The following is a 25044-nucleotide window of genomic DNA, read 5'->3' as shown; positions in this document are numbered from 1 at the left end:
GGCCGACAAGTGACCGACGGACTGCCGGTCGCCCGGGGTCGCACCCGCCGTCGCGAGAACGGCGGCCCCCGGCGGAAAGGTATCCGCCGGGGGCCGCCGTCCGGTGTCCGGGTCCGAGTGCCTGGCTCAGTCGGTGCCGGACTCCATGGCCGCCCGGTCCAGCATCGTCTCCTCGGCCGGGGCCTCGCCGCGGGAGGCGATCGCCTCGGCGCCGCCCTCGTCCATGGCGCCGATGAGTCCCGTCGAGGCGGCCTGCGCGGCGCCGATCGGGGTCGGGTGGGCGCTGCCGACCAGGCCGAGGCCGACGTACTGCTCCAGGCGGGCGCGCGAGTCGGCGATGTCCAGGTTCCGCATGGTGAGCTGGCCGATGCGGTCCACCGGGCCGAAGGCGGAGTCCTCGGTGCGCTCCATGGAGAGCTTGTCCGGGTGATAGCTGAGCGCCGCGCCCCGGGTGTCGAGGACCGAGTAGTCCTCACCGCGCCGCAGCCGCACCGTCACCTCGCCGGTGATCGCCGCGCCGACCCAGCGCTGGAGCGACTCGCGCACCATCAGCGCCTGCGGGTCCAGCCAGCGGCCCTCGTAGAGCAGCCGGCCGAGCTGGCGGCCCTGGTTGTGGTAGGAGGCCAGGGTGTCCTCGTTGTGGATCGCGTTGACCAGACGCTCGTAGGCGATGTGCAGCAGCGCCATGCCTGGCGCCTCGTAGATGCCGCGGCTCTTGGCCTCGATGATCCGGTTCTCGATCTGGTCGGACATGCCCAGGCCGTGCCGGCCGCCGATCGCGTTGACCTCCATGACGAGGTCGACCGAGGAGGCGAACTCCTTGCCGTTGACGGTGACCGGGCGGCCCTGGTCGAAGCCGATCGTCACGTCCTCCGTGGCGATCTCCACCGACGGGTCCCAGAACCGCACGCCCATGATCGGGTCGACCGTCTCGATGCCGGTGTCGAGGTGCTCCAGGGTCTTGGCCTCGTGCGTGGCGCCCCAGATGTTGGCGTCCGTGGAGTACGCCTTCTCCGTCGAGTCGCGGTACGGCAGCTGGTGCGCGACCAGCCACTCCGACATCTCCTTGCGGCCGCCGAGCTCCGTGACGAAGTCCGCGTCCAGCCAGGGCTTGTAGATCCGCAGGTGCGGGTTGGCGAGCAGCCCGTACCGGTAGAACCGCTCGATGTCGTTGCCCTTGAACGTGGAGCCGTCGCCCCAGATCTGGACCCCGTCCTCCAGCATGGCCCGCACCAGCAGCGTGCCCGTCACGGCACGGCCCAGCGGCGTGGTGTTGAAGTACGGACGGCCGCCGGACCTGATGTGGAACGCGCCGCACGCGAGCGCCGCGAGCCCTTCCTCGACCAGCGCCGCACGGCAGTCGACGAGCCGGGCGATCTCGGCGCCGTACGCGGCGGCGCGGTCGGGCACGGACGCGATGTCGGGTTCGTCGTACTGGCCGATGTCGGCGGTGTACGTGCACGGGACGGCACCCTTGTCGCGCATCCAGGCGACGGCGACCGAGGTGTCGAGACCGCCGGAGAAGGCAATGCCGACGCGCTCGCCGGTGGGCAGGGAGGTGAGGACCTTGGACATGGCAATATTATGCAAGAGAACGCATGATCATGCAAGGTGGGCCCGCGGCATCCGGGGAGCGGGAAAAGGAGAAGAGACCGAACACGCTGCGCGCGACGGCGAGTTGGGGCATTCCGCCCGAGGAAAATGTCCGCGCGGAGGCCTCACTGGTGGCCGAAAACCGCGCCCCGAAGACGGTCCGGCACGGGCCTGACGCGTCCCCGACCCGGATCGGGGACGAGCCAGCTGCAGCCCCGGCCCCGGAATACACACAGGTCACAGGCAGGGAGGCGGGGCCCCACCCCCTGGACACTTCGTGAGGTTAGGCTAACCTACCTTCGAATCTGTCAGGCGGGCTCTTCCGCCCCGTGTCGAAAGCAGCCACACACATGTCCAACGCCCGTGCCACCCACCTCTCCCGTCGCGGCGTCCTCGCCGCCGGCGGTGCCCTCGGCCTCGGCGCCGTCCTCGCGGCCTGCGGGGACGACGACTCGGCGAGCAGCGGCTCGGCGGACGGGACGAAGGCAGCGGCGAGCTCCGGCCCCTGGACGTTCAAGGACGACCGCGGCACCACGGTGAAGCTGGACAGGACCCCGGCGAACATCGTCGCGTTCATCGGCGTGGCCGCCGCCCTGTTCGACTACGGCATCGAGGTCAAGGGCGTCTTCGGCCCGACCAAGACCTCCGACGGCAAGGCCGACGTGCAGGCCGGCGACCTCGACATCAGCAAGCTGACGATCCTCGGCAACGAGTGGGGTCAGTTCAACATCGAGAAGTACGCGACCCTCACCCCCGACGTGCTGATCTCCACCCTGTTCGACGACGCGGGCACCCTCTGGTACGTGCCCGAGGAGTCCAAGGACAAGATCCTCAAGCTCGCCCCGAGCGTCGGCATCTCCGTGTACGACCGTCAGATGCCGGTGTCGCTGGAGCACCTGTACACGCTGGCCGAGTCGCTCGGCGCCGACGTGAAGGCCGCGAAGGTCGTCGAGGCGAAGAAGAAGTTCGAAACGGCCGCCGAGCGGCTGCGCGCCGCCGCCAAGGCGCACCCCGACATCAAGGTGCTCGCCGGTTCCGCGAGCCAGGACATCTTCTACGTCTCCGGCTCGAACCTCTCCATCGACCTGGAGTACTTCAAGGCGCTCGGCGTGAACATCGTCGAGCCCTCGGCCAAGGTCCTGGAGGCGAGCGGCGGCTGGTTCGAGAACCTCAGCTGGGAGAACGTCGACAAGTACCCGGCGGACATCATCATCATGGACGACCGCACCTCGACCATCCAGCCCGCCGACATCACCGAGGCGACCTGGAAGAAGCTGCCCGCCGTCAAGGCCGGCCAGGTCATCGCCCGTACGCCGGAGCCGATCCTGTCGTACGACAAGTGCACCCCGATCCTCGACAACCTCGCCGAGGCCATCGAGAACGCCACGAAGGTCGCCTGACCCCTCCCGGGCAGCGCACCCCGACCGCACCCCAGGAGCACCGATGCCGACGGCCGTGGCCGCCCCGTTCCGTTTCTTCTCCCTCCAGGTCGTACGGACGAGGCGGCTCGGCCCTTCGCTGGCCCGGGTGACCTTCGCGGGCCGCGACCTGCGCGCGTTCGCCTCCGACGGCCTGGACCAGAGCCTCTCCCTCTTCCTGCCGCACCCGGGCCAGACCGAGCCCCGCGTCCCGGTCGAACTCGGCGACGGCTGGTTCGGGGCCTGGCGCGAACTCCCGGACGACGTACGGGCGGTGATGCGCTCGTACACGCTGCGGGCCCGGCGGCGCGATCCCGACGAGATCGACATCGACTTCGTGCTGCACGGCGTGGAGCCGGGGGCCGCGACACCGGCGGGCCCCGCCTCCCGCTGGGCGGCCGAGGCCGCTGCCGGGGACCGTGTCCTGCTGCTCGGTCCCGCGGTCGAGGACAACAGGGCGATCCGTTTCCGGCCGCCCGAGGACACCGACCTGGTGGTCGTCTGGGCCGACGAGACCGCCGTGCCCGCCGCCTCCGCGATCATCGAGGCACTGCCGGCCGGCACCCGTGTCCGCGCCTGGCTGGAGGCCGAACACGCCGACGACGTGCAGGAACTGGCGGTGGCGGCCGACGCCGACATCGACTGGCTGGTAAGCGCGGACGGCGCCCCCATGGCCGTCGACGCCGTACGGGCCGCCACGCTGCCGCCCGCCGAACGGCCGTACGTCTGGATCGCGGGCGAGTCGGGCCGGGTGAAGGAGTTGCGCCGGCATCTGGTGCGGGAGCGCGGGATCGACCACGGGCGGGTCACCTTCGTCGGCTACTGGCGGCGCGGGCTGACCGAGGAGCAGTTGCGCGAACAGCCGGAGTAACCCCCGGCCCCGGACGAGGTGTTCGTCACGTGTGGGGCGGGAGGAGACCCCTGGGGCGGGATCCCATGGTCGAGTTAGGTTAGGCTAACCTAAGTTGACCGTAGGGATCCCGCCCCACTCATGTCCCCCTCGGACTCTCCCCGCACGGAGGAACCCCCACATGCGCTCGCACCTGCTCAACGACACGACGGCGGACCGATACCGCCGCTCCGTGACCGACGGCATAGAGCGGGTGGCGGCCAGACTCGCCGCCACCGACCGGCCGTTCACGGGTGTCACGGTCGACGCCCTCGCTCCCCGTATCGAGCGGATCGACCTGGACCGCCCACTGCACGACACCACCGCGGTCCTCGACGAACTCGAAGAGGTCTACCTCCGGGACGCGGTCTACTTCCACCACCCCCGCTACCTCGCGCACCTCAACTGCCCGGTCGTCATCCCGGCCGTGGTCGGCGAGGCGGTCCTGTCGGCCGTCAACTCCTCCCTGGACACCTGGGACCAGTCGGCGGGCGGCACCCTCATCGAGCGCAAGCTCATCGACTGGACCAACGAGCGCATCGGTCTCGGCCCCGCCGCCGACGGCGTGTTCACCTCCGGCGGCTCGCAGTCCAACCTCCAGGCGCTGCTGCTGGCCCGCGAGGAGGCCAAGCCCGCGCGGTCCGGGTTCGAGCCCGGTGACAGCCTCGGCAGACTGCGGATCTTCGCCTCCGAGGCCAGTCACTTCAGCGTCAGGAAGTCGGCCAAACTGCTCGGCCTGAGCGCCGACTCCGTCGTGTCGGTCCCCGTCGACCGCGACAAGCGCATGCGGACGGTCGCGCTCGCCCGCGAACTGGAACGCTGCGAGCGCGACGGCCTCGTCCCCATGGCCGTCGTCGCCACCGCCGGCACCACCGACTTCGGCTCCATCGACCCGCTGCCCGAGATCGCCGAGCTGTGCTCACGGTTCGGCACCTGGATGCACGTCGACGCCGCCTACGGCTGCGGACTGCTCACCTCGCTGAGGAACCGGGACCGGATCGACGGCATCGAGCGCGCCGACTCCGTCACCGTCGACTACCACAAGTCCTTCTTCCAGCCGGTGAGTTCGTCCGCCCTGCTGGTCCGGGACGCCGTGACGCTGCGCCACGCCACCTACCACGCCGAGTACCTCAACCCGGCCCGCTCGGTGCAGGAACGCATCCCCAACCAGGTGGACAAGTCCCTGCAGACCACCCGCCGCTTCGACGCGCTCAAGCTGTGGATGACGCTGCGGGTGATGGGCGCCGACGGGATCGGCGAACTCTTCGACGAGGTCTGCGCCCTGGCCGAGGAGGGCTGGAAACTGCTCGCCGCCGACCCGCGCTTCGACGTGGTGGTCACGCCCTCCCTCTCCACCCTCGTCTTCCGCTACATCCCGGCGGCGGTCACCGATCCCTCCGAGATCGACCGCGCCAACCTGTACGCCCGCAAGGCCCTCTTCGCCTCCGGTGACGCCGTCGTCGCGGGCACGAAGGTCGGCGCACGGCACTACCTGAAGTTCACCCTGCTCAACCCCGAGACCACGACGGCCGACATCACCGCCGTACTCGATCTGATCGCCGGCCACGCCGAGCAGTACCTGGGAGAGTCCCTTGACCGCGCTTCCTGAATCCGCCGTGAAGACCCATGACTTCATCGGCATCGGACTCGGCCCCTTCAACCTCGGCCTCGCCTGCCTCACCGAGCCGATCGCCGAACTGGACGGCCTCTTCCTCGACTCCAAGCCGCACTTCGAATGGCACTCCGGGATGTTCCTGGAGGGCGCGCACCTCCAGACCCCGTTCATGTCGGACCTGGTCACCCTGGCCGACCCGACCTCCCCGTACTCCTTCCTCAACTACCTGAAGGAATCGGGCCGGCTGTACTCGTTCTACATCCGGGAGAACTTCTATCCGCTCCGGGTCGAGTACGACGACTACTGCCGCTGGGCGGCCTCGAAACTCTCCAGCGTCCGGTTCGACACCACGGTCACCGAGGTGAGCCACGAGGACGAGGTGTACGTCGTCCGCACCGAGGCCGGTGAGGAGTTCCGCGCCCGGCATCTGGTCCTCGGCACGGGCACCCCGCCGTACATCCCCGAGGCCTGCGCCGGGCTCGGCGGCGACTTCATCCACAACTCCCGCTACGTGCACCACAAGCGGGAGTTGCAGCGCAAGGAGTCCATCACGCTCGTCGGCAGCGGCCAGTCCGCCGCGGAGATCTACTACGACCTGCTGAGCGAGATCGACGTACACGGCTACCAGCTCAACTGGGTCACTCGCTCCCCGCGCTTCTTCCCGCTGGAGTACACCAAACTCACGCTGGAGATGACCTCCCCGGAGTACGTCGACTACTTCCACGCGCTGCCCGAGGAGACCCGCTACCGCCTCCAGACCGAGCAGAAGGGCCTGTTCAAGGGCATCGACGGGGAACTGGTCGACGCGATCTTCGACCTGCTCTACCAGAAGAAGGTCGGCGGAGGCGGCCGGGTGCCCACCCGGCTGCTCACCAACTCCGCGCTGCACACGGCGACTTACCGGGACGGGACGTACACCCTCGGCCTGCGCCAGGAGGAGCAGGGCAGGGACTACGAGCTCAGCTCCCAGGGGCTGATCCTCGCGACCGGCTACCAGTACGCCGCGCCGGAGTTCCTCAAGCCGGTCCACGAGCGGCTGCGGTACGACTCGCACGGCAACTTCGACGTGGCCCGCAACTACGCCATCGACACGACCGGGCGCGGCATCTTCCTGCAGAACGCCGGCGTGCACACGCACTCGATCACCTCGCCGGACCTCGGCATGGGCGCGTACCGCAACGCGTACATCATCCGCGAGCTGCTCGGCACCGAGTACTACCCGGTCGAGAAGTCGATCGCGTTCCAGGAGTTCGCCGTATGAGCCGTCCCACCGGTACGAGCCGGATGACCACCACCGACATCGGCACGTTCACCATTCGCGAGCTCGACCCGCTCAAGGACGCCGAGCTGCTGCACAGTTGGGTCACCCATCCCAAGTCCGCGTTCTGGATGATGGGGGACGCCAGGCTCCAGGACGTGGAGCGGGAGTACATGGCCATCGCCGCCGCCGAGCACCACGACGCCTTCCTGGGCCTGCTGGACGGCGAACCCGTCTTCCTGATGGAGAGCTACGACCCCCGGTACGTCGAACTCGTGGGGCTGTACGAGCCCGAGCCGGGCGATGTCGGCATGCACTTCCTGGTCGCGCCGACGGACAGGCCGGTGCACGGATTCACCCGGGCGGTGATCACGGCGGTGATGGCCGAGCTGTTCGCGGACCCCGCCACCCGTCGGGTCGTCGTCGAGCCCGACGTGAGCAACAAGGCGGTGCACGCGCTCAACGAGGCCGTCGGTTTCGTCGCCGAGCGCGAGATCGACAAGCCCGAGAAGCGCGCGCTGCTGAGCTTCTGCACGCGCGAGCAGTTCGACGCCGCGATACGAGAAGTGCGGAGTGTGGCGATATGACCCTGTCCGACGCCGTGGCCCACCTGTCCCCGGAACGCTGGGACCGCGCCAACCGGCTGCTCGTCCGCAAGGCACTCGCCGAGTTCGCGCACGAGCGGCTGCTCACCCCCGAGCCGCTGGGCAAAGACCGGTACGCCGTCCGCAGCGACGACGGCCTCACCCGCTACCGCTTCACCGCCCGCCTGCACGCGCTCGACCACTGGCGGGTCGACGCCGAGTCGATCACCCGGCACCGCGACGGCGGTGAACTCCCGCTCGCCGCCCTCGACTTCTTCATCGAGCTGAGGAAGACGCTCGGTCTGAGCGACGAGGTCCTGCCCGTCTACCTGGAGGAGATCTCCTCCACCCTCTCGGGCACCTGCTTCAAACTCACCAAGCCGCGGATCTCCGCCGCCGAGCTCGCCCGCTCCGGCTTCCAGGACATCGAGACCGGCATGACCGAAGGACACCCCTGCTTCGTCGCCAACAACGGACGGCTCGGCTTCGGCGTGCACGAGTACCTGTCGTACGCCCCCGAGACCGCGAACCCGGTCCGGCTGGTGTGGCTGGCCGCGCACCGCTCGCGTGCCGCGTTCACGGCGGGCGTCGGCATCGAGTACGAGTCTTTCGTGCGGGGCGAGTTGGGCGACGACACCGTCGAGCGGTTCGCGAAGGTCCTCACCGAGCAGGGCCTGGACGCCGACGACTACCTGCTCATCCCCGTCCACCCCTGGCAGTGGTGGAACAAACTGTCGGTGACGTTCGCGGCCGAGGTCGCCCAGCGGCACCTGGTCTGCCTGGGCGAGGGCGACGACGAGTACCTGGCGCAGCAGTCGATCCGGACCTTCTTCAACAAGTCCCACCCCGGGAAGCACTACGTCAAGACGGCGCTGTCGGTCCTCAACATGGGCTTCATGCGCGGGCTCTCGGCCGCGTACATGGAGGCGACCCCGGCGATCAACGACTGGCTGGCCCAACTCGTCCAGAACGACCCGGTGCTGAAGTCGACGGGCCTGTCGGTCATCCGCGAGCGCGCCGCCGTCGGCTACCGCCACCTGGAGTACGAGGCGGCCACCGACCGCTCCTCGCCCTACCGCAAGATGCTCGCGGCCCTGTGGCGCGAGAGCCCGGTGCCCGCTCTCCGGGAGGGCGAGACCCTGGCGACGATGGCCTCCCTCATCCATGTCGACGACGAGGGCGCGTCGTTCGCGGGCGCGCTGATCGAGCGGTCGGGGCTGAACCCGGTGGAGTGGCTGCGCCGCTATCTGCGCGCCTACCTCACCCCGCTGCTGCACAGCTTCTACGCCTACGACCTGGTGTACATGCCGCACGGCGAGAACGTCATCCTGGTCATCGAGGACGGCGTCGTGCGGCGCGCGATCTACAAGGACATCGCCGAGGAGATCGCGGTCCTCGACCCGCAGGCGGTGCTGCCGCCGGCCGTCGAGCGGATCCGCGTCGAGGTCCCCGAGGACCAGAAGCTCCTGTCGGTCTTCACGGACGTCTTCGACTGCTTCTTCCGCTTCCTGGCGGCGGACCTCGACGCCGAGGGCATCCTCGACGAGGACCTCTTCTGGCGGACGGTCGCCGAGTCGGTGCGCGCCTACCAGGACGCGACGCCCGAACTCGCCGACAAGTTCCGGCAGTACGACATGTTCGCGCCCGAGTTCGCGCTGTCCTGCCTCAACCGCCTCCAACTGCGCGACAACAGGCAGATGGTGGACCTCACCGACCCGTCCGGAGCCCTCCAGCTCGTCGGCACCCTGAAGAACCCGATCGCGGGTCTCTGAGCCGGTGGGGCTCGGGAGATGGTCCCCTCCCGAGCCCCACCCGCACTTCTAGACCGAAGGCCAGGGAACCTGGGGCGACCTGTAGTAGCCGATCCCCAGCGCGTCCCACCGTGGCGCCTGCGCGGCGAGCCGCACCTTGTAGGTGTCCCAGTCGTGCGTGGACGCAGGCGACCAGCCGAGCTCGGCGACCCCGGGCAGCCGGGGGAACGCCATGTACTCGATGTCCGCGGACTTCACGAGCGTCTCGGTCCACAGCGGCGCCTCGACGCCCCTGACCGCCGAACCTGGCACGCCGGGAAGGTAGTTGCCCGGGTCCCAGTCGTAGGAGCGCCGCACCTCCACCAGTCCGGCCCAGTCCTGCCCGAGCGGGGTGTCCGCGGTGTACTTCATGTCCAGGTAGACCCGGTCGGCCGGTGACAGCACCAGGCCCGTCCCGTTCCGCGCGGCCTGGGCGACCTGTTCCTTCTCCGCCGCGTCCGTGCCGTCCAGCCCCCAGTACTGGGCCAGCGCCCCGGGCGCCGGGGTGGCCCCGGTCAGCTGGTGCCAGCCGAGCACCTTCTTGCCGTACTGGGCGACGATCGGCTGCACCCGGTCCATGAAGGCCACGTAGTCGGCGTGCGAGGTGGAGTGGGCCTCGTCCCCGCCGATGTGCAGGTACCGGCCGGGAGTGATCGCGGCCAGCTCACGGATCACGTCGTCCACGAAGTCGTACGTGACGTCCTTGGCGACGCACAGCGAGCTGAAGCCGACCTCCGTGCCGGTGTAGAGCGGCGGGGCGACGCCGTCGCAGTTCAGATCCGCGTACGAGGCGAGCGCCGCGTTCGTGTGCCCCGGCATGTCGATCTCGGGGACGACCTCCAGATAGCGCGAGGCGGCGTACCGGACGATGTCCTTGTACTGGGACTTCGTGTAGTAGCCGCCCGGTCCGCCGCCGACCTGCGTGGAAGCGCCGTAGGACGTGAGCCGCGGCCAGGAGTCGATCGCGATGCGCCAGCCCTGGTCGTCACTCAGGTGCAGGTGCAGCTTGTTGACCTTGTAGAGCGCCAACTCGTCGATGTAGCGCTTGACCTGGTCGACGGTGAAGAAGTGCCGGGAGACGTCGAGCATCGCCCCGCGGTAGCCGTAGCGCGGGCTGTCCTCGATGGTGCCGCCCGCCACCAGCCAGGGCCCCGGCTGCCTGGAGTCCTTCTCCACCGCGGCCGGGAGGAGTTGGCGCAGGGTCTGGACGCCGTGGAAGAGGCCGGCCGGCTGTGCGGCGGTGATGGTGACACCGGATCTGCCGCTGGCGAGGCGATAGCCCTCGGCGCCCAGTTCCCTTGCGCCCAGCCGGAGTTGGATGCCTCCCTGGCCGTGGGAGGAGGTGACCGGCAGCCGGTGGCCCGTGGAGGGCCGCAGGATGTCCGCCAGGTACTCGCCGACCTTGCGCGCCTCGGCCGAGTCCGCGACGCGGATGCGGGTGTCGCCGGTGATGCGGTACGCGGGCCCGCCCGGCTGGACCGAGGCGGGGGCCGGGATCACCTGGCCGAGCGGCGTGACGGTCCGGTCGGCCGCGGGGGGTGCCGCGCCGACGACGGATATGGAGGCGGCCGCCACGAGCAGCAGCGTACTGAGAAGACGGGGCGTTCTGTGCTGTCTCACATGCGCTCCCTTCGAATGGGTATAGACCACTCTCCCGTACCGCCGGTGAAAGAATCCCCCTCATGGCGGAAATCATCCAGAAGGACGGCACCTGGATCTTCGACGGCGACGCGCTGCGCCTGACGCCCGGACGCGACAAGAACGTCAGCCTGCTCCGCAGGACTCTGGGTGAACTGACCGTCCCGCTCCAGGCGTTGGCGGGCATCTCCTTCGAGCAGGGCAGGAAGGCCGGGCGGCTGCGGCTCAGGCTGCGTGACGGCGCCGACCCGCTGCTCCAGGCGACCGGCGGCAAGCTGGCGGAGCCCAACGACCCCTACCAGCTCACCGTCGAGTCCGACCGCTACGGCGTCGCCGAGTACCTCGCGGACGAGGTCCGCAACGCGCTGCTCCTGGACGAGGTGCCGTCCGGCCCGGTCGCCGGCTATCTGCTGCCGGGCCCCGCGCTGCCGCTGTCCGTCTCCGCCGGGGACGGCACCGCGAGCTTCGACGGCGAACACGTACGCCTTGACTGGAACTGGAAGACGGAGGACGCGAAGGCCGCCGCCGGTGCGCGGTCGCTGGCCCTGGGGGACATCACCGGCGTCGAATGGCACCCTTCGGCCGGTCTGGAGAACGGGTATCTGCGCTTCGCCGTGCGCGGTGCGCCGACCAAGGCGCCGCCCAAGTACGACCCCAACTCGGTGGAGTTGTGGGGGTTCAAGAAGGACCCGCTGATGGCGCTGGTCGCCGCCGCCGTGCAGGTGCGGCTGCCGCATCCGGCGTCGGCGCCCCCGCCCGAGCCGGTCAAGGAACTGCCGTCCGCGGCCGAGGCCGATCACGACGCGCTGCTGCGGCGGCTGCGCGAACTGGGCGAGCTGCACAGGTCGGGAGTTCTGACGGACGAGGAGTTCTCCCTGGCCAAGCAGGCGGTCCTCAAACGGATGTGAGGACCGCCTGCCGGAGTTCCGCGCCCTGCCTTCGGGGCGCGACTACTTGACCCGGCGCGCCACCGTGAAGTTGTCGACCTCTTCACCGGTCTCGGCGATGCCGCGCACCCGCAGTGTCGCGAGCCGGCCCTTGGCCGCCGGCGTGACATCCACGCGCAGGAAGGAGTAGTTGAGGTAGCGCACCCGCGACCAGGCGACCGTCTCGGCCTGCTTGACGCCGCCGTTCTGGACGACGTACGAGGACACCGCCTCGTTGTCCTTCACATGGCCCTCGTAGGACTCGTCCGCGCTGAACGCGTAGAGGCTGCGGCCGGCCGCGCCCGCCGTGACGTACACGATGCCGTCGGTCTCCGGGTACGCGGTGGCGCCGATCGGCAGTTCCTTGGCGACCTTGTCGCCCTTGATGACGTCGGTGCGCTCGTAGACGTGGTTGTGGCCGTTGATGACCAGGTCGACGGTGTACTTCTCGAACAGCGGCACCCACTCCTGGCGCACGCCGCCCTCGGAGGCGTGGGCGGTGGAGGTGCAGTAGGCGCAGTGGTGGAAGAAGACCACGACGAAGTCGATGTCGTGGGCGGCCCGGTACTTCTTGAGCTGCCGCTCCAGCCACTTGGTCTGGGTGCCGCCGGAGATGCCGAGGTTGGCCGGGATCTCGAAGGAGATGTCGTTGGCGTCCAGCGAGATGATCGCCGTGTTGCCGTGCGTGAAGGAGTACACGCCCGGCAGGTTCTTCTTGTCGGGCCCGTTGTCCGGAAGCTGCCAGCGGGCCTCTTCGCCGCCGTAGCCGTTGGGCGAGTACCAGGCCTCCATGTCGTGGTTGCCGTACGCCACCATCCACGGCACCTGCTTGGCGACCGACTCGGTCTGCGCGAGGAACTGGTCCCAGGTGCGCGAGTCGAAACCGGTGTCCTCGACCTTGCCCGCGCCGGACGGGTCGGCGTAGCAGATGTCGCCCGCGTGCAGGTGGAAGGCCGGGTTCTGGGCCAGGATCAGGCTGTCGTTGGCCAGACCGTGGTAGCTGACGCCCTGGTCGCCGAAGGCGGTGAAGGTGAACGACTCTGCCCTGGAGGGCGCGGTGGTGAAGGTGCCCAGCGTGCCGGCGAGGTGCGCGGACGCCGGGTCGAAGCCGTCGTGGCCCACGCCGTAGTAGTACGTCTGCCCGGGGCGCAGGTGGGTGAGCTGCGCGTGCACGTAGTACTGCGTGTGGTCGGCGCTGACGCCGACGCCTGCCGGGGTGTAGAGGCTGCGCACCTCGGCCTGGATCTTGCGGGAGAGGTCCCAGGGGTGCGCGCCGATGCGGATGTACGGCTTGTTCACGGGGGCCGGGACCTGCCAGGAGACCGTCATCTCGGTCTTCGGGTCGGTGCCGTAGGCGAGGTGGCGGCCGAAGGGGGCGACGAGCGCGCCGTCCACCTTCTCGGTGCCCGCCTTGTGCGTCGGCACGGCGGCCTGCGCGGTGGCGCCCGGCACGAACGCGCCGCCCGCGACGGCGCCGAGGGTGACGGCGCCGCCTCTCATCATCGTGCGCCGCGAGAATTTCGCGCGCAGGTATTCGTGCTGTTCGGCCATGCTCATGCGCTCGGCGAGCTTGTCCGGTACGCCCATGCGAGGAGTGTCCATGGCTGAAAAAGGTGCTCCGGGCATCCATCGGGATGCAGGACACAGCATGAACAGGCCCCGAACAGGGTCCCATAAGAGATTCAACAGCCACTTGCCCGATATCGGGCAGGATTCTTGCGATTGCCAGCGCTTTACCTCAGGATCAACGGGTGCACGACGAACTTGTTGATCATCTGACGCGGTCCTCGCCCCTCAGCCGGGGCGAGGCGCTGCGTGTGGTCCAGGACGTGCTCGCCTACTTCGACGAGACGACCGAGGAGTACGTCCGTCGCCGCCACCGCGAACTCCAGGCCCAGGGCCTGCTGAACGCGTCGATCTTCGAACGGATCGAGGCGGACCTGAAATACCGCGCGGTCGCACCGCCGGAGCTCACGCTCAGGCAGCTGCGCCGCATCGTCTACGGCTAGGAAACCCCATACATGTGCGGAATCGTCGGATACATCGGCAGGCGTGACGTCGCTCCCCTCCTGCTTGAGGGCCTCCAGCGGCTGGAGTACCGCGGCTACGACTCGGCGGGCATAGTCGTCACGACGCCCAAGTCGGCGGGCCTGAAGATGGTCAAGGCCAAGGGCCGGGTCCGCGACCTGGAGGCCAAGGTCCCCAAGCGCTTCGCCGGCACCACCGGTATCGCCCACACCCGCTGGGCCACCCACGGCGCCCCCTCCGACGTGAACGCCCACCCGCACCTGTCGGCCGACAGCAAGGTCGCCGTCGTCCACAACGGCATCATCGACAACGCCTCCGACCTGCGGAAGAAGCTGGAGGCCGACGGCGTCGAGTTCCTCTCCGAGACCGACACCGAGGTCCTCACCCACCTCATCGCCCGCTCCCAGCAGGAGAAGCTGGAGGACAAGGTCCGCGACGCGCTGCGGGTGATCGAGGGCACGTACGGCATCGCGGTCCTGCACGCCGACTTCCCCGAGCGCATCGTGGTGGCCCGCAACGGCTCCCCGGTCGTCCTCGGCATCGGCGAGAAGGAGATGTTCGTCGCCTCGGACATCGCCGCCCTGGTCACCCACACCCGCCAGATAGTGACCCTCGACGACGGCGAGATGGCCACGCTCAAGGCCGACGACTTCCGTACGTACACCACCGAGGGCACCCGTACGACGTCCGAGCCGACCACCGTTGAGTGGGAGGCCGCCTCGTACGACATGGGCGGCCACGACACGTACATGCACAAGGAGATCCACGAGCAGGCCGAGGCGGTGGACCGCGTCCTGCGCGGGCGCATCGACGACCGCTTCTCCACCGTGCACCTCGGCGGCCTCAACCTGGACGCCCGCGAGGCGCGCCAGATCCGCCGGGTGAAGATCCTGGGCTGCGGCACCTCCTACCACGCGGGCATGATCGGCGCCCAGATGATCGAGGAGCTGGCCCGCATCCCCGCGGACGCCGAGCCCGCCTCGGAGTTCCGCTACCGCAACGCCGTGGTGGACCCCGACACGCTGTACGTCGCGGTCTCCCAGTCCGGTGAGACGTACGACGTCCTCGCCGCCGTCCAGGAGCTGAAGCGCAAGGGCGCCCGGGTGCTCGGCGTGGTGAACGTGGTGGGCAGCGCCATCGCCCGCGAGGCCGACGGCGGCATGTACGTGCACGCCGGACCCGAGGTCTGCGTCGTCTCCACCAAGTGCTTCACCAACACCACGGTCGCCTTCGCGCTGCTCGCGCTGCACCTGGGCCGCACCCGCGACCTGTCGGTGCGCGACGGCAAGCGGATCATCGAGGGACTGCGCAGGCTGCCCGGCCAGATCACCGAGATCCTCGACCAGGAGGAAGAGATCAAGAAGCTGGCCGAGCAGTACGCCGAGGCCCGCTCGATGCTCTTCATCGGCCGCGTCCGGGGCTACCCGGTGGCCCGCGAGGCCTCCCTGAAGCTCAAGGAGGTCTCGTACATCCACGCCGAGGCCTACCCGGCCTCCGAGCTGAAGCACGGCCCGCTGGCCCTCATCGAGCCCGCGCTCCCCACGGTCGCGATCGTCCCCGACGACGACCTGCTGGAGAAGAACCGCGCCGCCCTGGAGGAGATCAAGGCCCGCAGCGGCCGGATCCTCGCGGTCGCGCACCGCGAGCAGGAGAAGGCCGACCAGACGATCGTCGTCCCGAAGAACGAGGACGAGCTGGACCCGATCCTGATGGGTATCCCGCTGCAACTCCTCGCCTACCACACGGCGTTGGCGCTGGGCCGGGACATCGACAAGCCCCGCAACCTGGCGAAGTCCGTCACGGTGGAGTAAGCACCCGCCGACGGCGCCCGGTTGGGCGGCGGGCGGACGAGAACGGGTCCCCGTGCGCGCCACCAGCGCACGGGGGCCCGTTCCTCTTTGGGCCGGGGCCGCCCAAATACCCCGGCCCGCGCCGGACTTCGGCCGGTGGCCGTCACCCCCCGGCCGGCGGCGCGTTCGTGAAGAGCTGACCGATATATGCCCTTCACAAGCGCACAAACACCTCTACAGCCGAGTAGGTTCGCGCGGCTTCCCGCTTGGCGCGCAAGGGAGTTGACGACGGCGCGGCATCGCCCCATCAGGGAGAACGGGGAGTCAGGGAATGACGACGACGGGGCGCCGCGCGCGCTTGGCGAGCCGGCCCGCGACCGAGCCGAAGATGCGCCCGACAAGGCCGTGCGTGGAGCCGACGACGATGGCGTCCGCCTCGTACTCCCGCCCGACCTCTTCGAGTTCGTGGCAGATGTCGCCGCCCCGCTCGACGAGGATCCAGGGGACCTCGGAGAGGTACTCGGCGCAGGCGAGTTCGAGTCCGAGCACCTCGGTGCGGTGGTCGGGGACGTCGACGAAGACCGGTGGCTCGCAGCCCGCCCACACGGTGGTGGGCAGCCGGTTGGCGACGTGGACGATGATCAGGCCCGAACCGGAGCGATGAGCCATGCCGATCGCGTAGGCGAGGGCACGCTCGCTGGACGTCGAACCGTCGAAACCGACGACGACGCCGTGCTTGAACGCGGGATCGCAGGACTGGCGGAGTTCCTCCGCCGCCAGGGGCTCCGCCGCCGTGGGATCGACGAGCGGGCGCTGGCGGTCCGCGGGATCGAAGAATTCGTGACCGGCCATGGGTGTCTCGGCGTTTGGATCCTCGTGTGGGACGACATCAACGTGCGGCGGGGTTGTGTCCGGGAATCATCTTCCCAACCTCATACCCCCAAGGGTACGGCGGCACGCCTCCTCCGCCCAGATCCCGCGTAGGACACGCGGCGTTCATCGGAGCATGCATGAGGAGGCGCCCGTAACGCAATGGTTGCTGCCCCGTACAGGCGGTTTGCACAGGGTTCACCCGGGCATGCGCCGCCGTCACATGCCGATCGGCCACAGTGACCTGCCGGTCGACCACGCGTTGAACTGTTCGGCCGCCGCCAGGGGGAGCAATGGAGTATTAGGTACGTACGAGGGAGCACACCGTGCCCGGACCCGAGACCGCCTCCCGACCCGCCCCCCGGACCCGTGCCGCGGCGGGCTCCGCCCCGGACACGGCGAGCGATGTGGTTCGCTGGGCGGCCTTCAGCTGTGTACTGGTTCCCGTGGTCCTCGTCTGGTACGGCACCTCACTCGCCGGCGCGGCCGGTACGGCGCTGGGCCTCGCGGCGGTGACAGCCGTCTGCCGGGTACTGCTGACGCGGTCGGAGCGGGGCGCGGCGCGGCTGCTCGCCGAGGAACGGACCCCCGCCCGCGCGCGGCACGGCGCACCCGGCGGACACGGGGTCCCGGCCTCACGCGGTCCGGCGGCCCCCGGCGCGGTTCCGGCCTCGCGCGGGGCGGAGCACCTGAGCGGTCCGCAGGGCAGGAGTGGCGTGGGGGCGCACAGGGGCGGTCGGCACGGCGGGGCGAACAGGCCGGTCGACTGACCGGTTTACGCGCACGCGCCCGCCTCTTTTCAGCCAACTTCTGTGTGTGGCGCGTTTCTTGGTCGAACGACCCCCCAACCCCCGTTCCACCTGCACTGAAAGGGCCACAGAGGGCTCGCGCACCCTACGTGGATTGGCCACTGGCACGAGGCGTACTTCCCTGCACGGCCCACGAGTGCAACGCTTCGTGATCGAATGCTTCACGCCAAGTTGCCTTGTCGACATTCTGTTGAGTATCGAACTGGTCACCTTGGCGTCATGGGACACAGTAGATTCGATCTTGACGTCTTACGGCGGGGGACTCGTGCAGGACCGAGGGGAAACGTGCAGGAGCGACACAACCGAGGAGCCGCGACCACCGAGGGGGGCTTAGCAGGATGAGCCACGACTCCACTGCCGCGCCAGAAGCCGCGGCCCGGAAACTTTCCGGGCGACGCCGCAAGGAGATCGTCGCGGTGCTGCTGTTCAGCGGCGGCCCCATCTTCGAGAGTTCCATACCGCTGTCGGTGTTCGGGATTGACCGCCAGGACGCCGGCGTACCGCGTTATCGCCTGCTGGTGAGCGCGGGCGAGGACGGCCCGCTGCGGACCACGGGGGGCCTGGAACTGACAGCGCCACACGGCCTGGAAGCGATCTCGCGGGCAGGCACGGTGGTCGTGCCCGCCTGGCGGTCGATCACCTCGCCGCCTCCGGAGGAGGCACTCGACGCGCTGCGCCGGGCGCACGAGGAGGGCGCCCGCATAGTCGGGCTGTGCACCGGCGCCTTCGTCCTCGCCGCGGCGGGCCTGCTCGACGGCCGCCCGGCGACCACCCACTGGATGTACGCGCCGACCCTGGCCAAGCGCTACCCGTCCGTCCACGTCGACCCGCGAGAACTCTTCGTGGACGACGGAGACGTACTGACCTCGGCGGGTACGGCGGCCGGAATCGACCTCTGTCTCCATATCGTGCGGACGGACCACGGGAACGAGGCGGCCGGCGCGCTGGCCCGTCGTCTGGTGGTCCCCCCGCGCCGCAGTGGCGGCCAGGAGCGCTACCTCGACAGGTCGCTGCCCGAGGAGATCGGCGCCGACCCCCTCGCGGAGGTCGTCGCCTGGGCACTGGAGCATCTGCACGAACAGTTCGACGTCGAGACGCTGGCGGCACGGGCGTACATGAGCCGGCGGACCTTCGACCGCCGTTTCCGGTCGCTCACCGGGAGCGCTCCCCTGCAGTGGCTGATCACGCAGCGGGTGCTCCAGGCGCAGCGGCTCCTGGAGACGTCGGACTACTCGGTCGACGAGGTGGCGGGGCGCTGCGGCTTCCGGTCACCGGTCGCGCTGCGGGGCCACTTCCGCCGCCAGCTCGGCTCGTCGCCGGCCGCGTACCGGGCCGCCTACCGGGCCCGTCGTCCGCAGAGTGCCGACCGGTCCGCGGAGGCCGACGGCGCCGCGAGCACGCCGGGACCGCCACCGGCCATCCACCAGGAGAGTCCGGTCCCCTCGCAGACCCGTCGTACGGCGGCCGCGGGCATGGTCGGACAGGCCATGTCCATGTCGACGGACTCGGGCAAGGCGGGCACGGAACTGTACGCGGCGGGACGGCCGAGCCTGCCGGGACAGCGCAGCGCCCCGTAGAACCGGCATCTCCGCCATTTCCACCTTTCGCGCCGTTCTCACCGGGCGGGGGCCCTCGGGCTCCCGCCCGGTGGCGCGCACGAGCGGTTCACCTGGGCGTAGTGGGCCGTAGGGTGAGGCACATGAACGATCGCATGGTGTGGATCGACTGCGAGATGACCGGCCTCTCGCTGTCGGATGACGCGCTCATCGAGGTGGCCGCGCTGGTCACCGACTCTGAGCTGAACGTACTCGGTGACGGTGTGGACATCGTGATCCGGCCGCCGGAACGGGCGCTGGAGACGATGCCGGACGTGGTGCGCACGATGCACACCAAATCCGGCCTCCTCACCGAGCTGGCGGAGGGCACAACCCTGGCGGACGCCGAGGCACAGGTCCTCGCCTACGTTCGGGAGCACGTCAAGGAGCCGGGCAAGGCGCCGCTGTGCGGAAACTCGGTGGGCACGGACCGGGGTTTCCTCTTCCGTGACATGCCGACCCTGGAGGACTACCTCCACTACCGCATCGTGGACGTCTCCTCCGTCAAGGAGCTGGCCCGCCGCTGGTATCCCCGGGCGTACTTCAACAGCCCGGACAAGAACGGCAACCACCGCGCCCTCGCCGACATCCGCGAGTCCATCGCCGAGCTCCGCTACTACCGCGAGGCGATCTTCGTCCCGCAGCCCGGCCCCGACTCGGAGACCGCCCGCACCATCGCCGCGAAGCACGTCCTGCCCGTCGAATAACGCCGGAAGACCCCGGACAGGCCTTTGTCGGGGCCCTGATGGGCCCCAGCAAAAGCCGGGCGCGAGCACCCCCTCGGACCCTGTACACTTTTTCTCGGCCGGTCGGAGAACGCAGGACCGGTCATGGTGGGTGTAGCTCAGCTGGTAGAGCACCTGGTTGTGGTCCAGGATGCCGCGGGTTCAAGTCCCGTCACTCACCCTGAATGATCAAGGCCCGCCCTGGGAACAGGGCGGGCCTTGATTCGTTTCCGGGGGGCCCGCGAGCCCGCCATAGGCTTCGCACATGCCCGACCCGATCGGTTCCGCCGAGGCCATCTCCACCGCCCGCCTCGATCTCCTTCCGCTCCGCGTCGAGCACGCCCGGGAGATGGCCGAGGTGCTGTCCGACCCGGCGCTGCACGCCTTCACCGGCGGCGCGCCCGCGGACGCGGACGCCCTGCGCACACGCTACGAACGGCTGGTCGGCGGCTCCCCCGACCCCGCCGTCACCTGGTGGAACTGGGTGCTGGGGCATCGCGAGGACGAGTGCCTGGTCGGGACCGTGCAGGCGACGGTCGCGCAGGACGTCGTGGAGATCGCCTGGGTGGTGGGCACGCCCTGGCAGGGGCGGGGGTTCGCCGGGGAGGCGGCGCGGGGGCTGGTCGAGTGGCTCGGGCGCCGGCCCCGTCTCCGTACCGTCATCGCCCACGTCCACCCCGGCCACCTGGCCTCCGCGGCCGTCGCCCGCACGGCGGGACTGACGGCCACCGACCGGTTCGAGGACGGCGAGGTCAGGTGGGAACTGCCGCTGCGTAGGTAACCTCAGCCGTTCTGGGGCGTGTTGGCGGCGCGCCACGCGGCGGCGAAGTGGTGGACGTGGTCGAAGCGGTCCCCGGGATCGGGGCGGGTGGCGCGTTCGATGACCGCCAGCTGCCTGGAGGTGCCCCGCCAGGCGCGTTCCTCGTCACCGGCGTCGAGGAGGAGGCGGGCCGCGCGGCCCAGGGTGAACACGGTCGTACGGGTGTCGATCACGGCTCCGTGGACGAACTCCTCGGGCGCCATGAACCGCCGGGAGCCCGGCAGCCGGTCACCGTCCACCAGGAAGGGGCCGGGCCGGTACTCGTCGAGGTCGACCAGGTGGACGAGGTCCCCGGTGAAGTCGTACAGCAGCGCGCCGTCGTAGAAGTCGACCGCGACCTGGCCCACGGCCTCCGCCGCGAGATGCCCGGCCAGGATCCGGTCGAAGGCGCGCAGCACGCGGGCGGTCGGGAGGGCGCGGAAGCGGGCCATCGGACTGTCCGGGCCGTTGCGGTCCTGCGGTCCGCCGGGGGTGGGGTGGTAGAGCACCTCGCCGTCCCGCCAGGGCATCACCACCGCCCAGCTCCGCCGTACGGCGATCCGGTGGACCTGCGGAACGATCGCCGGGTGCCGCACCGCCCGGTGGAACGCCCAGCCGCGCTCCAGTGAGCGCCGCGCGCCCTCGGTCGCCGCCTCCTTGACGAACCAGCGCGCGCCGTCGAGCAGTCGCACCCCGTACGCCACGGCCCCCGAGTCCGCACCCCGGAACACCTTGAACACCTCGCCCACCCGGCCCAAGTAGGGCTCCACGGCGGGCACTTCGTCGACCCCCAGCAGGGGATGGAGGACCATGCCGTCAGCCTGCCGTACCGGGCCGCCTCGGCGCCGCCCTTCGGCCACAGCGGCAGGAGCGGTGGCGCGCCGGGTCCGCTCGCGGCCCGGTCAGGACGACGCCCTTGCGACCAGTTCCGTGGGCAGGACGACCTGCCGTCGCTCCAGGCCCCGGGAGGCCGCCGGGCGGCGGTCCGCGATCTCGTCGAGGAGAAGGTCGATCATGGCCCGGCCCATCAGCTCGATGGGCTGGCGCACGCTGGTGAGAGGGGGGTCCATGTGGCGGGCGATGGCGGAGTCGTCGTACCCGACGAGGGCCACGTCCTCGGGTATACGGCGGCCCGCCTCGCGCAGGACCTGGCGGGCGCCGGCCGCCATCACGTCGGAGCCGGCGAAGACCGCGTCCAGGGCCGGGCAGCGGGCCAGGAGTTCCGCCATCGCGCGACGGCCGCCCTCCTCGGTGAAGTCGCCGGGCACGATCAGCCGGTCGTCGGGCTTCCGGCCGGCCTGGCGCAGGCCCTCGCGGTAGCCGTCGACGCGGCGCTGGGCGCCGAAGACGTCGAGGCGGCCGGCGAGGTGGACCACGGTGTTGCGGCCCTGCGCGATCAGGTGCTCGACGGCCGCGCGGCCCCCGCCGTAGTTGTCGGAGTCGACGGACGGGAGGGTCTCCTCCGCCGAGCGGCGGCCACTGATCACCGCCGGGATCTCCAACTGGGAGAGGAGGTCGGGCAGCGGGTCGTCCGCGTGGACGGAGACCAGCAGGACGCCGTCCACCCGGTGCGCGGCCAGGTACTGGGCCAGTCGCTGACGCTCGCGGTCGCTGCCCGCGAAGATCAGCAGGAGCTGCATCTCGGTGTCGGACAGCGCCGCGCCGACCCCCCGGAGCATGTCCGAGAAGTACGGCTCGGCGAAGAAGCGGGTCTCGGGCTCGGGGACGACGAGGGCGATCGCGTCGGTGCGGTTGGCCGCGAGTGCGCGGGCCGCCGTGTTCGGGACATAGCCGAGCTCCGCGACCGCGGCCTCGACGGCGGCACGGGTCGCGTCGCTGACCCGCGGCGAGCCGTTGATCACCCGGGAGACCGTCCCGCGCCCCACTCCGGCGCGCGCGGCGACCTCCTCCAGGGTCGGCCGCCCGCCGCTCCGGCCCCGCACTCCGTGGCCTGCCATGGTCCGCCTCCCGTCACACCGCGGATCACTCCGCGACTGGCCTGGAATCTAACAGCCCTGTTCATGAACAGGAGCCCGGCAGGGGGCGTCACCGATACCTTGGGGCCCGCCCGGTGAACCCCGCTCCGGCCGATTTCGTTCCACTTCTCGGAGTTAGCTAACAGGCAGATAACCGAACACACTCTCCGCGTCCGCTCTCTTGACACCCCCGCGCGAACCGACGACTCTTCAACACATCACCTGTGGGAGCGCTCCCACGGTACCTGACACATACACAACCCGCACGTTCCCCGCCCGAGCCGCAGCTTGAACAAACGGGCCCAACAACGCAGTTGGCCGGGGGGTCGGCACGTCAGGGCAACAGGAGGACGCAATGCGAGGACGTACCCTCCCCCACTCTCGGCAGGGCTCGAGCGGGGGGACTCCCACTGTCCGCAAGGCGGTGGTCATCATGGCCGTCGCCACGCTGGGCGCGGGGCTGCTGGCCGGCTGCGCCGACGACGGAGGCGACGACGACTCCGGTTCGTCGTCAGGGGGCGGCAAGGGCAAGACCACGATCACGATGGGTCTGTTCGGCACCCAGGGCTTCAAGGAGGCCGGTCTCTACACCGAGTACGAGAAGCTCCACCCGGAGATCAAGATCGCCGAGAACGTGATCGAGCGCAACGAGAACTACTACCCGGCGCTGCTCAACCACCTCACCACCAGCAGCGGCCTCCAGGACATCCAGGCCATCGAGGTCGGCAACATCGCCGAGGTCGTCAGCACCCAGGCCGGCAAGTTCGAGGACCTCTCCAAGGCGCCGGGCGTCAAGAAGAGCGACTACCTGGACTGGAAGTGGGCGCAGGCCACCACCAAGGACGGCCAGACCATCGGACTCGGCACGGACGTCGGCCCGATGGCGATCTGCTACCGCAAGGACCTCTTCGAGCAGGCCGGTCTCCCCACCGACCGCGCGGAGGTCAGCAAGCTGTGGGCGGGCGACTGGAACAAGTTCATCGACGCCGGTGAGCAGTACAAGGCGAAGGCACCCAAGGGCACCACCTTCATGGACTCCCCCGGCGGACTGCTGAACGCGATCCTCAGCAGTGAGAAGGAGAAGTTCTACGACGCCTCGGGCGAGGTCATCTACAAGACGAACCCGGCCGTCAAGGCAGGCTTCGACCTGACGGCGAAGGCCGCCGAGGAGGGCCTGGTCGGCGCGCAGACGCAGTTCCAGCCGGCCTGGGACACCACGATCGCCAACAGCAAGTTCGCCGCGGTGGCCTGCCCGCCGTGGATGCTCGGCTACATCAAGGGCAAGTCGCAGCCCGACGCGGCCGGCAAGTGGGACGTGGCCACCGCGCCGAAGTCCGGCAACTGGGGCGGCACCTTCCTGGGTGTGCCCAAGAGCGGCAAGCACGTGAAGGAGGCCCAGGCGTTCGCCGCCTGGCTGACGGCGCCCGCGCAGCAGGCGAAGCTGTTCAGCGTGCAGGGCAGCTTCCCGAGCGCGCAGACCGCGTACACCCTGCCCGAGGTCACCGGCGCCAAGAACGACATGACCGGTGACGCGCCGATCGGCGAGATCTTCGCCGAGGCCGCCAAGTCCAGCCCGGTCCAGGTCATCGGCCCGAAGGACCAGATCATCCAGCAGGGTCTGACGGACAACGGCGTCATCCTCGTCACCAAGGGCAAGTCGGCCAAGGAAGCCTGGGACACGGCGACCAAGACCATCGACAACAACCTGGAGAAGTGACCGGTATGGCCACCCGGCACGACACCGCCGCGCCCCCCGAGAAGGAGGGGGGCGCGGCCCCGGCCGCCCGGCCCACGTCGAGTACGCCCGCCGAGGCGGACGTCCGGCGCCGGGACCGGCTCTCCCGCCGATGGCAGCGGGACATGCGATGGAGCCCCTACGCCTTCGTCTCGCCGTTCTTCCTGCTCTTCCTCGCCTTCGGCCTCTTCCCGCTGATCTACACGGGCTGGGCCTCGCTGCACACGGTGGAGCTGACGGCGCCGACCGACATGGACTGGGTGGGGCTGCGGAACTACACCCGCATCTTCGACGACGACTTCTTCTGGAACGCGGCGAAGAACACCCTGACCATCGGGATCATCTCGACCGTTCCGCAGTTGCTGATGGCCATGGGCCTGGCCCACATCCTCAACTACAAGCTGCGCGGCTCGACCTTCTACCGGGTCGCGATGCTCGCGCCGTACGCCACCTCGATCGCCGCCGCCTCGCTGGTGTTCGTGCTCCTCTTCGGCCGCGACTACGGCATGATCAACTGGGCGCTCAACGCCGTCGGCATCGACAACATCGACTGGCAGAACGACAAGTGGCCCTCGCAGATCGCCGTTTCGTCGATCATCGTCTGGCGCTGGACCGGCTACAACGCGCTGATCTACCTGGCGGCCATGCAGGCCATCCCGCAGGACCTGTACGAGTCGGCGGCCCTGGACGGGGCCTCGCGCTGGAGGCAGTTCCTGCACGTCACGCTGCCCTCGCTGCGGCCGACGATCCTGTTCACGGTCGTCGTCTCCACGATCGGCGCCAGCCAGGTGTTCGGCGAACCGCTGCTCTTCGACGCCAACAAGGGCGCGTCCGGCGGCGCCGAGCACCAGTTCCAGACGCTCGGTCTCTATCTGTACGAGCAGGGCTGGGTGAACCAGCACCTGGGCCGGGCCTCCGCCATCGCCTGGACCATGTTCTTGATCCTCATCGTGATCGGGATCGTCAACTACGTCATCTCGCGCCGGCTGCGCGCCAGTAGCTAAGG

Annotated in this window: 21 protein-coding genes and 1 tRNA gene; 16 read left to right on the top strand and 6 right to left on the bottom strand. The window is 69.8% G+C overall.

Annotation, left to right across the window (positions count from 1 at the left end):
* Window positions 1–126: 126 nt before the first annotated feature.
* Entirely contained in the window at window positions 127–1575 is a 1449-nt protein-coding gene (argG, locus tag ACIP79_RS17070; RefSeq protein ID WP_383685704.1) for an argininosuccinate synthase, read from the bottom strand.
* Window positions 1576–1943: 368 nt separating this feature from the next.
* Here argG and ACIP79_RS17065 point away from each other — a divergent pair, with 368 nt between their 5' ends.
* From ACIP79_RS17065 to ACIP79_RS17040, 6 genes are all read left to right on the top strand, one after another.
* Window positions 1944–2993 carry an ABC transporter substrate-binding protein gene (locus ACIP79_RS17065; protein ID WP_401223894.1) on the top strand — a complete coding sequence of 350 codons (1050 nt, stop codon included), beginning with the start codon at window positions 1944–1946 and terminating at the stop codon, window positions 2991–2993.
* Between the two features lie 43 nt (window positions 2994–3036).
* Window positions 3037–3882, top strand: a complete 846-nt coding sequence (locus ACIP79_RS17060) for a siderophore-interacting protein (RefSeq protein WP_401223892.1) — start codon at window positions 3037–3039, stop codon at window positions 3880–3882.
* Window positions 3883–4042: 160 nt separating this feature from the next.
* Window positions 4043–5509 (top strand): lysine decarboxylase DesA, encoded by a 1467-nt coding sequence (desA, locus tag ACIP79_RS17055; RefSeq protein WP_401223890.1) that lies wholly within the window; start codon window positions 4043–4045, stop codon window positions 5507–5509.
* Window positions 5493–6776, top strand: coding sequence for a lysine N(6)-hydroxylase/L-ornithine N(5)-oxygenase family protein (locus ACIP79_RS17050; RefSeq protein ID WP_401223887.1), 1284 nt, complete (start codon window positions 5493–5495; stop codon window positions 6774–6776). The genes desA and ACIP79_RS17050 overlap by 17 nt, the downstream gene beginning before the upstream one ends.
* Before the next feature lie 23 nt (window positions 6777–6799).
* Window positions 6800–7360, top strand: a complete 561-nt coding sequence (locus tag ACIP79_RS17045; RefSeq protein WP_401224288.1) for a GNAT family N-acetyltransferase — start codon at window positions 6800–6802, stop codon at window positions 7358–7360.
* Window positions 7357–9129 (top strand): IucA/IucC family protein, encoded by a 1773-nt coding sequence (locus tag ACIP79_RS17040; protein ID WP_401223884.1) that lies wholly within the window; start codon window positions 7357–7359, stop codon window positions 9127–9129. Before ACIP79_RS17045 ends, ACIP79_RS17040 begins: the two co-directional genes overlap by 4 nt.
* A gap of 48 nt (window positions 9130–9177) precedes the next feature.
* Here the strand turns inward: ACIP79_RS17040 and ACIP79_RS17035 are convergent, their stop codons facing one another.
* Window positions 9178–10767, bottom strand: coding sequence for a beta-N-acetylhexosaminidase (locus ACIP79_RS17035; protein ID WP_401223883.1), 1590 nt, complete (start codon window positions 10765–10767; stop codon window positions 9178–9180).
* 62 nt (window positions 10768–10829) lie between these two features.
* Here ACIP79_RS17035 and ACIP79_RS17030 point away from each other — a divergent pair, with 62 nt between their 5' ends.
* Window positions 10830–11693, top strand: coding sequence for a DUF4429 domain-containing protein (locus tag ACIP79_RS17030; protein ID WP_401223881.1), 864 nt, complete (start codon window positions 10830–10832; stop codon window positions 11691–11693).
* A gap of 42 nt (window positions 11694–11735) precedes the next feature.
* On the opposite strand, the gene ACIP79_RS17025 is transcribed toward ACIP79_RS17030, so the two are convergent.
* A complete protein-coding gene (locus ACIP79_RS17025) occupies window positions 11736–13298 on the bottom strand; it encodes a purple acid phosphatase family protein (RefSeq protein WP_401224285.1) in 1563 nt (520 codons plus the stop codon).
* 164 nt (window positions 13299–13462) lie between these two features.
* Here ACIP79_RS17025 and ACIP79_RS17020 point away from each other — a divergent pair, with 164 nt between their 5' ends.
* Both ACIP79_RS17020 and glmS read left to right on the top strand, forming a co-directional pair.
* A complete protein-coding gene (locus tag ACIP79_RS17020) occupies window positions 13463–13720 on the top strand; it encodes a hypothetical protein (RefSeq protein WP_383685687.1) in 258 nt (85 codons plus the stop codon).
* 12 nt (window positions 13721–13732) lie between these two features.
* A complete protein-coding gene (glmS, locus tag ACIP79_RS17015) occupies window positions 13733–15550 on the top strand; it encodes a glutamine--fructose-6-phosphate transaminase (isomerizing) (RefSeq protein ID WP_383685685.1) in 1818 nt (605 codons plus the stop codon).
* A 303-nt stretch (window positions 15551–15853) separates the two neighbouring features.
* Here glmS and ACIP79_RS17010 read toward each other — a convergent pair whose 3' ends face one another.
* Window positions 15854–16381, bottom strand: coding sequence for a universal stress protein (locus ACIP79_RS17010; protein ID WP_401223878.1), 528 nt, complete (start codon window positions 16379–16381; stop codon window positions 15854–15856).
* Window positions 16382–16725: 344 nt separating this feature from the next.
* Between ACIP79_RS17010 and ACIP79_RS17005 the strand changes: the two genes are divergently transcribed.
* The 5 genes from ACIP79_RS17005 to ACIP79_RS16985 all read left to right on the top strand — a co-directional run bounded on the left by ACIP79_RS17005 (window position 16726) and on the right by ACIP79_RS16985 (window position 20309).
* Window positions 16726–17169 carry a hypothetical protein gene (locus tag ACIP79_RS17005; protein ID WP_401223875.1) on the top strand — a complete coding sequence of 148 codons (444 nt, stop codon included), beginning with the start codon at window positions 16726–16728 and terminating at the stop codon, window positions 17167–17169.
* A 377-nt stretch (window positions 17170–17546) separates the two neighbouring features.
* Window positions 17547–18785: a helix-turn-helix domain-containing protein gene (locus tag ACIP79_RS17000; protein ID WP_383685732.1), complete on the top strand. Its 1239-nt coding sequence runs from the start codon at window positions 17547–17549 to the stop codon at window positions 18783–18785.
* Between the two features lie 122 nt (window positions 18786–18907).
* Window positions 18908–19510, top strand: coding sequence for an oligoribonuclease (gene orn / locus ACIP79_RS16995; RefSeq protein WP_401223872.1), 603 nt, complete (start codon window positions 18908–18910; stop codon window positions 19508–19510).
* A 126-nt stretch (window positions 19511–19636) separates the two neighbouring features.
* Window positions 19637–19709: transfer RNA gene (locus ACIP79_RS16990), tRNA-His, on the top strand.
* 84 nt (window positions 19710–19793) lie between these two features.
* Window positions 19794–20309, top strand: coding sequence for a GNAT family N-acetyltransferase (locus ACIP79_RS16985; RefSeq protein WP_401223870.1), 516 nt, complete (start codon window positions 19794–19796; stop codon window positions 20307–20309).
* A gap of 2 nt (window positions 20310–20311) precedes the next feature.
* Here ACIP79_RS16985 and ACIP79_RS16980 read toward each other — a convergent pair whose 3' ends face one another.
* Together ACIP79_RS16980 and ACIP79_RS16975 are read right to left on the bottom strand one after the other, a co-directional pair.
* Window positions 20312–21139, bottom strand: coding sequence for a serine/threonine protein kinase (locus ACIP79_RS16980; protein WP_401223867.1), 828 nt, complete (start codon window positions 21137–21139; stop codon window positions 20312–20314).
* A gap of 90 nt (window positions 21140–21229) precedes the next feature.
* On the bottom strand, window positions 21230–22285 hold the full coding sequence (locus ACIP79_RS16975) for a LacI family DNA-binding transcriptional regulator (RefSeq protein WP_383685723.1): 1056 nt from the start codon (window positions 22283–22285) through the stop codon (window positions 21230–21232).
* A 373-nt stretch (window positions 22286–22658) separates the two neighbouring features.
* Between ACIP79_RS16975 and ACIP79_RS16970 the strand changes: the two genes are divergently transcribed.
* Window positions 22659–24020: an extracellular solute-binding protein gene (locus ACIP79_RS16970; RefSeq protein ID WP_401223865.1), complete on the top strand. Its 1362-nt coding sequence runs from the start codon at window positions 22659–22661 to the stop codon at window positions 24018–24020.
* A 5-nt stretch (window positions 24021–24025) separates the two neighbouring features.
* Window positions 24026–25042 (top strand): carbohydrate ABC transporter permease, encoded by a 1017-nt coding sequence (locus tag ACIP79_RS16965; RefSeq protein WP_383685738.1) that lies wholly within the window; start codon window positions 24026–24028, stop codon window positions 25040–25042.
* The last annotated feature ends 2 nt before the right edge of the window (window positions 25043–25044 follow it).

Source organism: Streptomyces sp. NPDC088747 (genome assembly GCF_044751025.1).
Lineage (GTDB): Bacteria > Actinomycetota > Actinomycetes > Streptomycetales > Streptomycetaceae > Streptomyces.
The sequence above is the reverse complement of the archived record's forward strand: the minus strand, read 5'-3'. Positions and strand labels throughout refer to the sequence as shown.

What these genes read in the sequence shown, in the direction of transcription:
- argG (WP_383685704.1), bottom strand. Translation starts at nt 1,575, where the DNA reads ATGTCCAAGGTCCTCACCTCCCTGCCCACCGGCGAGCGCGTCGGCATT.
- ACIP79_RS17065 (WP_401223894.1), top strand. Translation starts at nt 1,944, where the DNA reads ATGTCCAACGCCCGTGCCACCCACCTCTCCCGTCGCGGCGTCCTCGCC.
- ACIP79_RS17060 (WP_401223892.1), top strand. Translation starts at nt 3,037, where the DNA reads ATGCCGACGGCCGTGGCCGCCCCGTTCCGTTTCTTCTCCCTCCAGGTC.
- desA (WP_401223890.1), top strand. Translation starts at nt 4,043, where the DNA reads ATGCGCTCGCACCTGCTCAACGACACGACGGCGGACCGATACCGCCGC.
- ACIP79_RS17045 (WP_401224288.1), top strand. Translation starts at nt 6,800, where the DNA reads ATGACCACCACCGACATCGGCACGTTCACCATTCGCGAGCTCGACCCG.
- ACIP79_RS17040 (WP_401223884.1), top strand. Translation starts at nt 7,357, where the DNA reads ATGACCCTGTCCGACGCCGTGGCCCACCTGTCCCCGGAACGCTGGGAC.
- ACIP79_RS17030 (WP_401223881.1), top strand. Translation starts at nt 10,830, where the DNA reads ATGGCGGAAATCATCCAGAAGGACGGCACCTGGATCTTCGACGGCGAC.
- ACIP79_RS17025 (WP_401224285.1), bottom strand. Translation starts at nt 13,298, where the DNA reads ATGGGCGTACCGGACAAGCTCGCCGAGCGCATGAGCATGGCCGAACAG.
- glmS (WP_383685685.1), top strand. Translation starts at nt 13,733, where the DNA reads ATGTGCGGAATCGTCGGATACATCGGCAGGCGTGACGTCGCTCCCCTC.
- ACIP79_RS17010 (WP_401223878.1), bottom strand. Translation starts at nt 16,381, where the DNA reads ATGGCCGGTCACGAATTCTTCGATCCCGCGGACCGCCAGCGCCCGCTC.
- ACIP79_RS17000 (WP_383685732.1), top strand. Translation starts at nt 17,547, where the DNA reads ATGAGCCACGACTCCACTGCCGCGCCAGAAGCCGCGGCCCGGAAACTT.
- orn (WP_401223872.1), top strand. Translation starts at nt 18,908, where the DNA reads ATGAACGATCGCATGGTGTGGATCGACTGCGAGATGACCGGCCTCTCG.
- ACIP79_RS16985 (WP_401223870.1), top strand. Translation starts at nt 19,794, where the DNA reads ATGCCCGACCCGATCGGTTCCGCCGAGGCCATCTCCACCGCCCGCCTC.
- ACIP79_RS16980 (WP_401223867.1), bottom strand. Translation starts at nt 21,139, where the DNA reads ATGGTCCTCCATCCCCTGCTGGGGGTCGACGAAGTGCCCGCCGTGGAG.
- ACIP79_RS16975 (WP_383685723.1), bottom strand. Translation starts at nt 22,285, where the DNA reads ATGGCAGGCCACGGAGTGCGGGGCCGGAGCGGCGGGCGGCCGACCCTG.
- ACIP79_RS16970 (WP_401223865.1), top strand. Translation starts at nt 22,659, where the DNA reads ATGCGAGGACGTACCCTCCCCCACTCTCGGCAGGGCTCGAGCGGGGGG.
- ACIP79_RS16965 (WP_383685738.1), top strand. Translation starts at nt 24,026, where the DNA reads ATGGCCACCCGGCACGACACCGCCGCGCCCCCCGAGAAGGAGGGGGGC.